This window comes from Aminipila sp. (assembly GCF_032051575.1).
In the GTDB taxonomy this organism is placed as follows: domain Bacteria; phylum Bacillota; class Clostridia; order Peptostreptococcales; family Anaerovoracaceae; genus Aminipila.
Genome location: NZ_DAMBYD010000009.1, coordinates 14,921 through 29,718, shown reverse-complemented (window position 1 = coordinate 29,718; position 14,798 = coordinate 14,921). Strand labels below are relative to the sequence as shown.

The 14,798-nt window shown below is 36.2% G+C and carries 13 protein-coding genes and 1 pseudogene; 10 read left to right on the top strand and 4 right to left on the bottom strand.

The window, feature by feature from the left end; all coding sequences use genetic code 11:
- Positions 1–11: 11 nt before the first annotated feature.
- Both RTW14_RS12885 and idi read left to right on the top strand, forming a co-directional pair.
- Positions 12–668, top strand: a complete 657-nt coding sequence (locus RTW14_RS12885) for a phosphatase PAP2 family protein (protein ID WP_312652030.1) — start codon at positions 12–14, stop codon at positions 666–668.
- A gap of 5 nt (positions 669–673) precedes the next feature.
- Positions 674–1,213 (top strand): isopentenyl-diphosphate Delta-isomerase, encoded by a 540-nt coding sequence (gene idi / locus RTW14_RS12880; protein ID WP_312652028.1) that lies wholly within the window; start codon positions 674–676, stop codon positions 1,211–1,213.
- Between the two features lie 97 nt (positions 1,214–1,310).
- Here idi and RTW14_RS12875 read toward each other — a convergent pair whose 3' ends face one another.
- From RTW14_RS12875 to RTW14_RS12865, 3 genes and pseudogenes are all read right to left on the bottom strand, one after another.
- Positions 1,311–1,769, bottom strand: coding sequence for a pyridoxamine 5'-phosphate oxidase family protein (locus tag RTW14_RS12875; RefSeq protein WP_312652026.1), 459 nt, complete (start codon positions 1,767–1,769; stop codon positions 1,311–1,313).
- A 22-nt stretch (positions 1,770–1,791) separates the two neighbouring features.
- A complete protein-coding gene (locus tag RTW14_RS12870) occupies positions 1,792–2,508 on the bottom strand; it encodes a B3/B4 domain-containing protein (RefSeq protein WP_312652024.1) in 717 nt (238 codons plus the stop codon).
- A 55-nt stretch (positions 2,509–2,563) separates the two neighbouring features.
- A pseudogene (locus RTW14_RS12865) lies at positions 2,564–3,507 on the bottom strand (DMT family transporter).
- Positions 3,508–3,795: 288 nt separating this feature from the next.
- Here RTW14_RS12865 and RTW14_RS12860 point away from each other — a divergent pair.
- The gene (locus RTW14_RS12860; protein WP_312652022.1) at positions 3,796–5,880 is read left to right on the top strand and encodes a sigma-54 interaction domain-containing protein; all 2,085 of its coding nucleotides are present in this window, start codon (positions 3,796–3,798) and stop codon (positions 5,878–5,880) included.
- Between the two features lie 78 nt (positions 5,881–5,958).
- Here the strand turns inward: RTW14_RS12860 and RTW14_RS12855 are convergent, their stop codons facing one another.
- On the bottom strand, positions 5,959–6,507 hold the full coding sequence (locus tag RTW14_RS12855) for a ferredoxin domain-containing protein (protein WP_312652021.1): 549 nt from the start codon (positions 6,505–6,507) through the stop codon (positions 5,959–5,961).
- A gap of 181 nt (positions 6,508–6,688) precedes the next feature.
- On the opposite strand from RTW14_RS12855, the gene RTW14_RS12850 reads away from it, so the two are divergent.
- The 7 genes from RTW14_RS12850 (at position 6,689) to RTW14_RS12820 (ending at position 14,779) form a co-directional block, all read left to right on the top strand.
- A complete protein-coding gene (locus RTW14_RS12850) occupies positions 6,689–7,612 on the top strand; it encodes a sugar phosphate nucleotidyltransferase (protein ID WP_312652020.1) in 924 nt (307 codons plus the stop codon).
- A gap of 31 nt (positions 7,613–7,643) precedes the next feature.
- Positions 7,644–8,612, top strand: coding sequence for a nucleoside hydrolase (locus tag RTW14_RS12845; RefSeq protein WP_312652019.1), 969 nt, complete (start codon positions 7,644–7,646; stop codon positions 8,610–8,612).
- Between the two features lie 15 nt (positions 8,613–8,627).
- Positions 8,628–9,938: a class II aldolase/adducin family protein gene (locus RTW14_RS12840; protein ID WP_312652018.1), complete on the top strand. Its 1,311-nt coding sequence runs from the start codon at positions 8,628–8,630 to the stop codon at positions 9,936–9,938.
- A 127-nt stretch (positions 9,939–10,065) separates the two neighbouring features.
- A complete protein-coding gene (locus RTW14_RS12835) occupies positions 10,066–11,157 on the top strand; it encodes a BMP family ABC transporter substrate-binding protein (protein ID WP_312652017.1) in 1,092 nt (363 codons plus the stop codon).
- Positions 11,158–11,255: 98 nt separating this feature from the next.
- The gene (locus tag RTW14_RS12830; protein ID WP_312652016.1) at positions 11,256–12,812 is read left to right on the top strand and encodes an ABC transporter ATP-binding protein; all 1,557 of its coding nucleotides are present in this window, start codon (positions 11,256–11,258) and stop codon (positions 12,810–12,812) included.
- Positions 12,805–13,878 (top strand): ABC transporter permease, encoded by a 1,074-nt coding sequence (locus tag RTW14_RS12825; RefSeq protein ID WP_312652014.1) that lies wholly within the window; start codon positions 12,805–12,807, stop codon positions 13,876–13,878. The genes RTW14_RS12830 and RTW14_RS12825 overlap by 8 nt, the downstream gene beginning before the upstream one ends.
- Complete coding sequence (locus RTW14_RS12820; RefSeq protein WP_312652012.1) at positions 13,862–14,779, top strand: ABC transporter permease; 918 nt, start codon at positions 13,862–13,864, stop codon at positions 14,777–14,779. The genes RTW14_RS12825 and RTW14_RS12820 overlap by 17 nt, the downstream gene beginning before the upstream one ends.
- Positions 14,780–14,798: the final 19 nt, after the last annotated feature.

Here is a 14,798-nt window from a genome sequence, read left to right as displayed (position 1 = left end):
TTGGGGGCTTTATGAGTTTAAAAAGAATGGTTGTTTTGAGCGGAGCATTGCTATGCTTCGCTTTTATAGCGTTTTATGTAATGAACTCAATGGCAACAGTGGAGCCATTAGTTTTTGATACAATTATAAGGAATACAATCATTGGATTAAGAAATCAATATTTAAATCCAATTTTAACTGGTATAACGTATTTGGGAAATCCAAATACCATTACATTATTTTGCATAGTATTATTATTTTTTAAGAAAACTAGAGTGGAATACGGGATGCCACTTGGTATTGCAGTTTCTTGTTCAGCAACGATACAAACCATGATTAAAGTAGTGGTGCATCGGCCCAGACCACCTGTGGAAAACTTCTTGATTTTACAGGGAGGATTTAGTTTCCCTAGTGGACATTCGTGCTCAGGCCTTGTATTTTATGGGATGTTCGCATATTTACTTTTCCACACAACTGTGGATAAAATTGTGTATAAGATAGTTGGAAATCTATTTATAGTATTAATTTTAGTAATTGGGTTTAGCAGAATATATGTAGGTGTGCATTATCCTACAGACGTTTTAGGTGGTTGGTCGTTAGGATTAGCCATATTGATGGTAGCAATTTCTGTTATAGACAGGTGGAAAAGTCCTAAAAACAAGAAAAATTCTAATAAAATTGAGGATTAGAAATTATGACAAAAAGGGAAGAGATATTAAGGAATGAGGTCCTTTTAGTGGATTGCAGCAATATGCCTATAGGTAAAGCCACAAAATTGGAGGCTCACAGGAGTCCATTACTCCATAGGGCCTTTTCTATATTTTTATATCATGAAGATAAGTTATTAATTCAGCAGAGGGCGTTTGATAAATATCATTCTGGAGGATTATGGGCAAATACATGTTGTTCACACCCTGGGGATAATATGGGGATAACTTCAGATGCAGAAGAAAGGCTCTTTGAAGAAACAGGCATAAAATGTAAGGTAAAAGAAATTTTTTGCTTTGAGTATGAACATAAATTTGATGAGAATTTATATGAGCATGAGTATGATCATGTAATGATTGGAGAATACAATGGAGATTTTGTATTAAATCCTGAGGAAGTAGAAGATATGAGGTGGGCTACCTTTTCAGAACTGGAAAAAGAATTATCTGAGCATCCAGAAAAATTTGCACCTTGGTTTATCATAGCGGCACCTAGAGTTATGGAATATTTAAAATCAAAGAAATAAAAAAAGCCATAGGAAATATAAAAATATCTCCTTGGCTTTTATCCTGATGTGGACACAGTATTTTATAATATCATAATCAGCAAAAAATGTTAAAATATCATACTCGGTGTTTCCCTGTAAGGTTTTTAATTTTGATTTTTATTACCATTGCTTTTGGTGCAGCAGCTTTTATATATTTTTCTCCTTCATTTATAAAATCAGCACAGTACTTGCTAAGAAATTCTCTGAAAGCCCTTAATCGTTCTTCTTCATCGGAAACTAACTCAGCCTCTCCGAAAGCAATAGCACTCTCATATAAAGTGCCAAATTTATCTGGCAGAATTTTTGTTTTTCCCACAACTGTAAAACAAACTATGTTGTTATATTTTATATTGTTGTATTTGCCGCCACCTTCACTGGTACTGTGGAAATAGATGCAGTCGTCCACATAAACATAACTTAAAGGTACTCCATAAGGGTGCCTCTCCGCATCAACTGTTGCAAGAATTCCATAATTCCCTTCTTTGAGAACCCTTAAAGTGTCCTCCTGGCTCATGAGCCGATCCGATCTACGCATGTGTATCTCCTCTCATATCTAACTATAAAGTTAGTTCCCGGTCAACAACATTCATAAAAGTAACCTCTGTAGTACCTCCAAGATACTTCTTGGTAAGATCCGCTAATAATAATGCAGCTGCTTCTAAGTCATCACTTTTGTCAGGATCTACTGATTCTATAATAAGAAAAGCATTTTCCGTCTTTTCAGTAAGCATCGTTCTCTGACCATCACGCCAGTTCCAACATCGGCATACGGCTCCTTCGTCATCTTTATAAATGACTTCACCAGGCAAAGCATTATTATAGTCCTCATCACCAAGTGCCAGAAAAAGTTCTCCACCAACTGCTTTTGTTAGTAGTAAATCCCCCTTAAACGTATCAATATCTTCGCCACCGCAAGGAAGTCCATAGGTTAGTGATACTGCATTATAGATGTCAACTAAAGGATTTATCGGCGAAACTCCGATCCCTTTTTCTACTCGTTTCAATAACGCCTCTATGGAGCATCTGACACCTTTTTTTGTCTTAAATTGCTGATATGCTTCTCGCCAAACAGAAATTACTTTATTTTGGCTGAACACCTCCGCTGTCAGAAATTTGTTTGCTTCTTTGCTACTCTGTTTCAATAGTTGGTTGATTTCTTGCCTTACATCGGCCACATGTGCTTCTGTATTTTTAATTCCTTTCACTAGAACTATAGCAATCTCAGCTTCGGGAAACAATTCCCAAAACTCATCAGTAATCATAAATTTTGCCATTTTACATTCCTCCTCTGTATTTATATTAATTAAGGTTATACATAAACTTATAAACTTAATTTTTATCAAGTCCAGAATTATATTTTATCATTTTTTTACTTGTTTTATTAATTAGTTTTCCTTGGGATGGAATCTGCGCAAGAAGAATGGCTGCAAACATTATTATACATCCAAAAGTCTCACGTATAGAAATTTGCTCATGAAGAATAATAATTCCTGCAATTACTGCAAATACGGATTCCAAGCTTAGAATCAGGGATGTAACGGTAGGCTCAGTATATTTTGAGCCACAACCTGCAAGGTATATGCAATACCGCAAGACATAACGCCCGCATATAATATGGGCAGCCAGCAATTCATAATATTCATCCAATTGATACTCTCAAAAACAATCATAAAAGGTATGGAAAGAATCCCGCAAACAAGGAATTGGACACAGGATAGTTTCACGCCATCTGTTTTTGGCGAAAAATAATCAATTACTAAAATGTGTATTGAAAATCCCAAGGCACAAATCAATATTAGAAGATCACCTTTGCCTATTGAAAAACCCTCTTGAATGCAAAGCAAGTATAGACCTGCGGTGGCTAATAGTACACAGAACCATAGAATTGGACGAACCTTGTGTTTCAGAAAGATTCCTAAAATCGGCACTATAACAATGTATAATGCTGTAATAAAGCCAGCTTTTCCAGCAGTGGTATAAACCATTCCAATCTGCTGCAATGAGCTAGATATGAAAAATATAACACCACATGATAAACCACCTATAATTAGATTCTTTTTGGCAGATTTAATTTCCATTTCCGTTGTTTTTATTTCTCTTTCAGTGGATTGGCTTTTTTTTCTTTGGCAATTCATTATAATTATAACAGGAAGCAGAGCAAGAGCGCCAATTAAACATCTTATTCCGTTTAATGCAAACGGACCGATGTACTCCATTCCTGCTCGTTGGGCAACAAAAGATACTCCCCATATCAGAGCTGTTATAATCAACATGAATTCACCACGCATTTTTCTTAGCATAATATTTCCTCCATTACATAATTAGATACTCACATAATAAGCAAATTACATGCCAATTATTATGTTTTAACTATAAATGCCAAAGAACATGTAAGTTATCAAGCTTCAGTCTGTATAAAATATTTTTTGGTGAAGAGTGTTTGAATCAATACTGAATCATTATTAATTATCTTGATACAAAATTGATTCAAGATAGACATTGGTTCGTATTGAAGATATAATGAGTCAGAAATATATTCGTCTGGTTAGAGAGGAAGAAAAATGAACATAACAAATGATACATTCGGGCTTAGCCGAGTAATCGAGCCAAAAGATGCTGTTCCAGTTACGGCATGGAAGGTTGATAATCATAGAGAAATATCACCCGCGGAGTGTAGAGTATCTTTAAAATTGATTCATTTAGAAAGAGACTGTTTTCAGCAATTTTGCAGCGAATGTGGTTTTGATGAGGCTAAGATTATTGCAAAAATTTTAGATTTAATAAATCGTAGAGGAAAACTTCATAATCCTTTTACAAATACTGCCGGACAATTTTATGGTACTATCGAAGAAATGGGAAGTGAGTTTGAAAAGAGCTCACAGTATCATATAGGGGATAGCATTTTTTGTTTGACAACCATGACAGCTCATCCGATTTATATTGATAAAATCCATAAAATTGACTATAACTATGGCGAACTCACGGTAATGGGCTATGGCATTGTTTTCATGACGTCGCCATTAACGACAATACCTCCTGCTTTACAGTTGAATTATACTATGGCTACCTTTGACGAAGCAGCGAGTTTGTATAGTATTCATAATGTGTCTGATGAAGGACAACGGTATCTTGTTATCGGGAAGGATTTAGTTTCAAGCATAACCTATGTTTGCTCCATAAAGAAAGCAGTCGGTGATAACTGCTATATTACAGTGATTCTTGACGAGGATGGGATAGGGACGCTTACACCTCAGCAAGTTAAACACGAACTAGCATATTGGGCTAATTCTTCCTATGTTCTTAATGTAGCACAACCTATCAATTCGTCAAAAGCGGTTCTGAAAGAAGAAAAAAAACACTATGACATGACAATTAATTGTGAAGATCTTCAGGGCTCAGAGGTTCTAAGCGTTATTCTTACACGCCAAAAGGGAAAACTATATTTTACAAGTCTCAAAAATAGTTATACACAATCCATTCTAATCGCAGAGAGTATGAGCAAGGAACTTGAAACTTATGTACTGGGACAGTTCGTTCTTGGATATGAAAAGTATACCTTTGATTTACTAATATCCATTGCAAAAGAGCTGGATAGGGTGAATAAGCTTTATGAATCACAATCAATCGCTTTTCGTCAGGCAACAAAAAAATCCACTGTAGTAGCAATGGAAAAAAATAAAAAAATAGATGATTTTATTTTCGGAAGTTCTACAACAAAAGCCTTAGTAGATGAAGGCTTAAATATTGCTCAATATGACTGCAATATTATTATCCAAGGAGAAACTGGCGTTGGGAAAGAAAAAATTCTTGATTTAATACACAAAAACAGTACTCGTAAGAACAAGCCATGTATCAAGATTAATTGTGCAACTATTCAAGAGAACCTTGCTGAAAGTGAGTTCTTTGGATACGAGGCAGGTTCGTTTACTGGAGCTCAGGCAAGTGGTAAAAAAGGATATTTTGAGTTAGCCAATGGAGGAATTTTGTTTTTAGATGAAGTTGGCACGCTTTCATTAAATCTTCAATCAAAACTTCTGAGAGTACTTCAAGAGAGTCAGTTTTATAAGGTTGGTGGAACAGCGCCTATTAATATTAATGTACGTGTAATCTGTGCAAACAATATACCGTTGCGGCAGCTTGTGGAGCAGGAAAAGTTTAGAGAGGATTTGTATTACAGGCTAAATATCTATACGATTACAGTTCCGCCACTTCGGGAGCGAAGCGATGATATTGTGCCTTTGGCTACATCCTTCCTTAGCAATTATTGTAAGCATTACAACATCGACAAGGAATTTGATGCTGCTGCTCTTACAAAACTTGCTGATTATGATTGGCCAGGAAATGTCAGAGAGTTAGAAAACCTAATACATCGTGCTGTAATCAGCGTAAAAAGTCATGTTATAACGGGAGACCATATACAAGAAGTCTTAAACGAGAATATATATGAAGATTTAGTTATGGAATTAAAACGTAACATGCGGGCTTCCTCTTATCTGAATTTTGATGAGATTATGGAGCAGCAGGAAAAGAAACTGATAGAATATGCTTTAAAAAAATTTGGAACGACCAGAAAAGCTGCAGACTTTCTTCATATGTCTCAACCCAAACTAATGCGAAAAAAACAGAAATATAATATTTTGATCTAAAAGAACTGAGGCTGTAGCAAAATAAAACGGCTACAGCCTCAATTCAGAGTAAGCTATAAACATCGATTAGGGTTCGAGTTAAACAAGAACGCAGCCAGGCTCTCTATCAAAGAAAATACTCTTTGAAGATGTTGAAAGTGGAATTCCATAAGCTACTCTTACCTCTTTAGGGAAGACACTTGTTTCTACTGCAGTCTTTCCTGCAGAATAGAGCACACGGTTGTCAATTCTGTTATCTGCTGCGATAGACACGGCTGAACCTACAGCTATACCTAAGTCGGTTATATTAAATGTACAGTTGGCACCTGCATTTCTCATAACCCCACAGTTTTCAAAACCGCATATTCCACAATTCTCTAAACCTAAAGGATTATTCTTTATGCCGATTAAAATAACGCAATGGCTGTTATCCACATTGCCAGCATCACGATTAAAAAAATCAGCCCCTGTTTCTTTAGCAATCCTTCTCATATCACTGGATAACTTATCCTTTTCTATTCCATCAAGAATCACAACTTCAATGTTATCTACACCACAGCCTTTTGGAGCTGTTCTTGCTGCAGCTGCCATTAAATCTGCAACGGCAAAGGCTGCTCTTTTCTCTGCATCAGCGCTAGTATATCTCATGTCTAAAGTCCTCCCTTTTATGTTCTTTATTTATAAAACTTATTATACCATAGGTACAGTATTTGAAAAGGTTGCAAAATTCATTATTTTGGTATAAAATTAAAAGGTTTATGGAGTATAGTTAGTAGAAATTTTCTACTAGAATGAAATAAGGATAGAGAATTTGAAAGGTCGTGAATTTATGAAAGAACCAGTTTTAGTGATTATGGCAGCTGGTATGGGTAGCCGATACGGCGGATTAAAACAGATGGATCCAGTTGGATCTGCGGGGGAACTAATTATAGATTTTTCTTTATATGATGCATACCTTGCGGGGTTTAAAGAGGTTATCTGTGTTATAAAAAAAGAAATAGAAGAAGACTTTAAAAAAATTATGGAGGGAAGAGCTGCAAAGCATTTAAACATTCGTTATGCTTTTCAGGATATTCATGATCTTCCTGAAGGATATAGTGTCCCAGAGGATAGGGTAAAACCATGGGGTACCTGTCATGCAGTTTTGAGCTGTAGAAAAATGATTGATGGGCCTTTTGCGGTAATTAATGCAGATGACTATTATGGCCCAGGGGCTTTCCAGAGTATTTATGATTATCTTTCAAACACACAGGATGATGATAAATATAGATATTGTATGGTAGGTTATCAGGTAGAAAACACTCTTACTGAAAATGGAACAGTTGCCAGAGGTGTATGCCAAACATCTGGGGATGGATTCTTAAAAGAAATTATTGAGCGAACAAAGATTAAATGGATGGAAGATGGAAACATTGGATTCACAGAGGATGAAGGAGAAACTTGGCAGAATGTTTCGAAAGGAACACCTGTATCTATGAATTTCTGGGGATTTAGCAGAAGTATGATTGATGAAATGGATGCAAGATTTCCTAAGTTTTTGGACAAAGCATTAGTTGAGAGTCCTTTAAAAGGCGAATATTTCCTTCCTTTGGCAGTAGATGCTTTGATTAAAGAAGAGGCAGCAACGGTAAAGGTATTAAAATCTGCAGACAAATGGTATGGAGTTACTTATAAAGAAGATAAGGAAATGGTTGTGGATGCACTCCAGTCACTGAAAGACAAGGGTTTATATCCTGAAAAACTTTGGGATTAGATATAATAAACATTAAAAAAATGGAGGAACTATGGAAAATAAGAAAATAACTAAGGTAATAATGGACTGTGACCCTGGGCATGATGATGCGATTGCGCTATTGCTTGCATCCAGAGCGGATAATATTCAGATTTTAGGAGTAACAACAGTTCAGGGGAACAGCGAAATAAAATACACAACAAGAAATGCCAGAAGAGTTCTAGATTACGCAGGTGTTACGGATGTAGATGTATATATGGGATGCCCTAAGCCAATGATGAAGGAGCATTATCGTTTAACAGGTGTGGCTATTCATGGGGAAGATGGATTAGGTGGACCTTATATTCCAGATCCTATTACACCAATAAAGGAAAAGCATGCCGTAAACTTTATTATCGATACATTGAGGGCTTCCGAGGAAAAAATAACACTTATTCCAACAGCACCTTTAACAAACATTGCTACTGCATTTATTATGGCACCAGATATTAAAGAAAAAGTTGAACGAATTATTATTATGGGAGGAGTCGTTTATACAGATGGGAATGTAAACTCTTCAAATGAATTTAATTTATTCCTGGATCCTGAAGCAGCTAAAATTGTATTTAACAGTGGTTGCGATATTTATGTAAATACACTTGATGTTACGATGAAGGCAACTTTTGAAAAAGAAGATGTGGAAAGACTTAGAGCACAGGGAGACAAAGTTTCCGTAATAGTTGCAGAACTTATGGACTTCTTTGGAAACAGCCATGAAGAATTATTTAATTTCTTTACGATTCCACTTCATGATCCAGTTTGTGTTGCAATGCTTATTGACGAGAATTTGGTGGAATATGATCATGTTTGGGCAGATATCTCTACGAGAGATGAGCTTACAGCAGGTGAAATTGTGGCAGACATCTGGCATTTAACCGATAAAGCACCAAATTGCCATATATCCAGAAAAATCGATAGAGAAAAATTTGTAAACATGATTTGTGATCACATGAAGAAACCTTACATATCAAAAAATGCTTAAGGGAGAAAAAAGGTTATGAAAGTTGAAAAACTAAAACCTTCAGAACAACTTTGCAAAATTATGTCGCGTATTTATGATTCCAAGCTTACTACAGTTTCTGGAGGAAATTTGTCCTTAAAAGATCAGGAAGGGAATATATGGGTAACCCCTTCTGGAGGAGATAAAGGGAGATATGAGATTAGTGATATTTTAAAGATATTACCAGATGGGAAGATAGAAGGGACGAAAAAGCCTTCAGTGGAGACAGGAATACATCAATCTATCCTTGCGGATAGACCTGAATTTAAGGCCGTTGTTCACGCACATCCTGCAGGGCTAGTGGCGGTCAGTCTTCTTAGAGAATTGCCTGAAACTATGATTATACCACAGGTTGCTAATTCTGTTAAAAATATTAGATTGGCGGCTTACGGATGTCCTGGCAGTGAGGAGCTCAGAAATAATGTAGCGAAAGAATTTAAGGAAAATAAGCAGACTAATGTTGCAATACTTGAAAATCATGGAGCGTTTGTCGCCAGCAAAATTGGACTGCGAGATGCGTTTGGTATTTTTAAAGATTTAGATTTTAGTATCAGGATACAGGCAAAAGCGCAGAATTTTTTGGGAAAACGCCCGAATCTCATTTCACAGGAGCAGCTCGAACATTACAACAATGCTTCATGCCCTAAAGTTGAAACGTTTAACCAAGCAGAAATTCCTGAAAAGGAAATGCAGTTAAGAGAGCTGATTTGTGATTTCTGTGAAAGAGCATATCGAAGAGATTTGTTTACTCAGAATATTGGAGTAATTTCTTCCCGGCTAAATAGCCATAGTTTTTTGATTACAGAAAGTGGGGCTGACAATGCACAGCTTACTGTGGATGAAGTTGTTAAGGTTCGAGGGGTGGCAGTAGAAGAGGGAAAAATCCCCTCTAAGAGCGTTACGCTGCATAAAAAAATTTACGACGAAAATCCAGACATAAACGCTATAATAATGGCTGCCCCAGAAAATGCCATGGTTTTTGCTGTAACCGATTTAGAATATGATTTAAAAACTATTCCAGAATGTTATATCGTATTGCGAGAAGATATTACTAAATTTCCTTTTGGAGCAACAATTAATCAACAAGAAGATTTAGCGCAATACTTTAAATTAAAATCCCCAGTTGCAATTGTTGAAAATGACTGTTATATCTGTACAGGAAATAGTCTTTTTAATGCATTTGATAAACTTGAGGTAGTAGAGTTTAGTGCAGCTGCGGTTATAAATGCAAAATTGCTTGGAAGTGAACTAAAACCAATAAATCAGGATCAAGTAAAAGAAATAAAAAACAAATTTGGCATATTTTAAATTAAGTTGAAATTTATGTATAAGAAGTATAAAATGGAAATTACCGATTTTTGTTAATTGTCAATCAATTATAGAAAATTGACAATAAAATAATGTGATTTAGGGTAATCCCTAAGAGGAGGAAAAAATGAAAAAAATTCTTAGCTTATTATTAGTGACTGCATTAATAATGACTTCATTAGCTGGTTGTGGCAGCAAAGCTTCCGAAAAACCTGCTAAGGATAGTAAAACATTAAAAGTTGAGTGTCTATTAAATGGTAACTTAGGAGACAAATCATTCTTCGATTCAGCCAATAATGGTATGAAACTTATTAAGGACCAACTTGGTTGTGAAACTAAAGTGGTAGAAATGGGTTTTGATAACACGGTTTGGGAATCAGATCTTTATGAAGCTTGTGATTCTGATTATGATGTAATTGTTGTTGGTACATACCAGATGCAGGAGTTACTTCAGAAAGTTGCACCAGAATACCCAGATAAGAAATTTATTATCTTCGATTCAGAAGTAAAGGCTGATAATGTATATTCTATCACATTTAAGCAAAACGAAATGATGTATCTTGCAGGCGCGTTAGCAGCTACATTGGCACAGGATAAAGAAAAAACAAATGGTTCAGGTACTATTTCAGCAGTATCTGCTATGGATATTCCTGTATTAAACGACTTCCTAGTTGGTTATATTCAGGGAGCTACGGAAACTGTTCCAGGTACTAAAGTTATTACATCAATGATTGGGGATTTCTCTGATACAGCAAGAGCAAAAGAATTAGCAACAGCTCAGATAAATGCTGGATCTGCAGTAGTATTCCACTGTGCAGCACAGGCAGGCCTTGGTGTTATTGATGCATGTAAGGACAAAAATACTTTAGCAATTGGTGTAGATGCTGATCAAGCTATGGCATTGCAGAAAGATGATCCAGAAGCAAGCAAGATTATTGTAACATCAGCAATGAAGAATATTGACCAGGTGCTTTTAAGAGCGATTAAAAAGCATCAGGATGGAACTCTTCCATATGGAAAAACAGAAGCTTTAGGTATGGCAGATAATGCCGTTAGCCTTGCTGATAACGAAGTTTTCAGAAGCATTGTTCCACAGGATACTATTGATATGATGGCCGGCTTAGAGAAAAAGATTCAAAATGGTGACATAAAAGTTAAGAGTGCGTTTGATATGTCAACAGAAGAAATAACTGCTTTAAAGGCATCAGTTGCGCTATAATAATTAACAAAAACTAATTCAACGGGGCTGCTTTTGGGGACTATGAGATGTGGTCAGGGATATAAAGCAGCTTCGTTGTTGTATAAGAGGAAAAATATATGGCTGAATTATTGGAAATGAGAGAAATTTCTAAGATATATGGGAATGGCGTTTATGCTAATCAAAGAATAAGTTTCTCCATTAAAAAAGGTGAAATTCATGCTCTAGTAGGTGAAAATGGGGCAGGGAAAAGTACCTTAATGAAAATTTTGTTTGGGCTGGAGAAGCCAGATCATGGTGAACTTATATTAGAGGGAGAAACACAGAATTTTCAATCGCCACAGGATGCGATGGCAAAGGGAATTGGGATGGTACATCAGCACTTTATGCTGGTAGAGTCATTTAGTGTACGAGAAAATATTGCACTTGGTTATGAACCGATTAAAAATGGTTTTGTTGATAAAAATGAAACAAAAGAAAGAGTTTTAGCCCTTTCAGAAAAATTTAACATGAAAATTAATCCAGATAGCGTAGTAAGGGATTTACCTGTAGGAATAAAGCAGAAGGTAGAAATATTAAAAGCACTTTACAGAGGTGCAAAGATTTTAATTTTAGATGAACCTACAGCCGTTTTAACGCCGCAAGAGACAACAGAACTATTTGCACAGTTAAAACATTTAAAAGAACAGGGCTTTACCGTTATCTTCATTACACATAAATTAAGAGAGGTAAAAGAGATTTCAGATAGAATCAGCGTTATGAGATCAGGAAAGATGATCACAACGGTAAATACTGCTGATGTAACAGAAACTGAAATTTCTGCCCTTATGATGGGAACGCAATATTCATCAGTATTAGAAAAAAAACCTGCTAAACCTACGGATTGTATATTGCAAGTAGACAATGTAAGGCATGTGGACTCAGATAAAAAGGCAGTGGTTGATGGTATATCATTTACTGTAAGAGCAGGTGAAATTATGGGAATTGCAGGAGTTGAAGGCAATGGGCAAAATGAGCTGGTTGAGCTTATTACAAATCTTAGGAAACTTGATAGTGGTAAAATCACCATGTTTGGTACAGATACAAGGGGCAAGCATATTCGGAAACTTAGAGAATTGGGATTAGCCTATATTCCAAGTGACAGAATGACTTTGGGGATTACAAAGCAGCTGTCTATTGAGGACAATCTTATAACAACTAAGTTAAAGTCCCCTGAGATTTACAATAAGTTTAAACTTTTAGATCCAAAAGCGATTAGAAAGTTAAGCCAAAGACTGGTAAAAGAATATTTAATAAAATGTAAGTCTCCATTGACAGAAGTTGAAATGCTTTCAGGTGGTAACATGCAGAAGGTTGTTGTTGCGAGAGAATTTACCCAGGAGAATGTAAAACTTATTATAGCAGAGCAGCCAACAAGAGGTATAGACGTTGGCGCTGCTAAATTTATACATGAAAAACTTGTAGAGCTAAGAGATGCAGGCTGTGCAGTATTGCTAATTTCTGCTGATTTAGAGGAACTATATAAACTGTCAGACTCCATGCTTGTTATTTATGATGGCAAATTATCGGCTTACTTTGAAGATCCTTCAAAGATAAGTGAGCAGGAACTGGGTAAATATATGCTTGGTGTTGAGACTCAGTCTGATGAAGAAATAAGGAGGGCTTATCATGCGTGAAAAATTGCAGAATAAAAATTTGTGGTTCTCCTCAGCGACTACTATTTTAGCGGTAGTAATTTCACTGTTTATCGCATTTATATTAATTATGATTTTCAGCAATAATCCAGGAGACTCCATTTCAGACCTGCTTACAGGTCCATTTTCATCAAAAAGAAATCTTGGAAACGTTATATCTATGGCTTCAACGTTTACTTTTACTGGGGTTGCCATCTGCATTATGTTTCAAGCCTCTTTATTTAATGTTGCAGCAGAAGGTGCATTTTTTATGGGTGCTATGTTTGCGGCAGCAGCTGCAACTCTTTGGCAGCTTCCAGTTGGACTTGCATTAGTAGTACCAATGATAATTGGTGCAGTGACAGGAGCCATCATTTGTTTTATACCAGGAATATTAAAGGCTAAATTTAATGCGGATGAACTGGTGTCATCACTTATGCTTAATTATATAGTTCTTTACTTGGGCTTATACTTACTTAATACATATATAAGGGACCCGAAATTTGGTGCGTTAGCGTCCTATCAACTTCCTGCAGCGTCAAAGATTTCAAACCTTATACAAGGGACTTCAGTAAATAATGGAATTATCATTGCTATTATTTTAGTCATTATAAGTTATGTGTTTTTATATAGAACTAAAACTGGCTATTCCATTAGAATTCTTGGGCAAAATAAGGATTATGCCAATTACTCAGGGATTAAAGTAGCAAAAGTTATCGTTATTTCTCAGTTAGCAGGCGGAGCAGTAGCTGGCCTTGGCGGTGCTGTTGAAGTAATGGGTATGTATGGACGTTTTCAATGGACGTCACTTCCTGGGTATGGATGGGACGGTGTAATAGTTGCAATTTTAGCGGGAAATAAACCTCAGCTTGTACCTATTGCAGCCATATTTTTAGCATATTTACGAATAGGAGCAAATGTAATGGCTCGATCAGGTGACGTTCCTTCAGAACTTATAACAGTTATACAGGCAGTAATGATTATTCTTGTAACAGCTTCAGCGCTGTTAAGTCATATAAAGAAAAAGGTTATAATAAAGGAGGCGCTTTCAGATGGACAAAATAGTTGATATAATCTTCTCAATCGCTTTCCTTGATTCGGTTATAAGAGTTACTACTCCAATATTATTTGCAACAATGGCAATACTAGTTTCAGATAGGGCTGGTGTTTTAAACATTGGTGTAGAGGGAACAATGCTAGTGGCAGCTTTGGCGGGAGTTGTAGGGAGTGCATACACACAGAGTGCATGGTTAGGTTTATTAATCGCCATCCTAACAGGAATGGTTTATTCTGGCATTTTAGCGGTTTGTCACTTAAAGCTTGGAACAGATGTATTCTTATCTGCCATAGCTCTAAATTTGATGGCAAGTGGACTAACGGTATTCGTTCTTTATCTGCTAACAGGGGATAAAGGTGTTTCAACAAAACTGCCAAGTAAAGTAATTCCAGATGTAAATATTCCTATTATTAAGGATATCCCAGTTTTAGGAGATATTTTATCCGGGCAGAACGCGCTTACCTATATTGCCATAATCACACTGATATTACTTAGCATATTTTTGTATAAAACGCGCACAGGTACTTATATCCGTGCTGCTGGAGAATTACCTCAGGCAGTTGAAACTGCTGGTATTTCAGTAAAGAAAATTCGTATGTTTGCATTACTCCTTTCTGGAGCCATTGCTGGTATGGGTGGAGCATTTATGTCTATGGGTTATTTATCCATGTTCACAAAGGATATGGTGGCAGGGAGAGGATTTATTGCTTTAGCAGCAGAAGCTATGGGAAGGGGCCTTCCGGGATTATCCTTGCTTTCCTCACTATTATTTGGTTTTGCAGATGCATTAGCCAGCAGCTTACAGATTTTTAATATACCGAGCCAGCTGACTCGATTAGTACCATATCTTCTAACAATTGTTGCGTTGACAATATATGCTGCAAGAGAACAGAAAAAGAGAAAGAAGTTATAACTAAGAAAAAAGTCAGGAT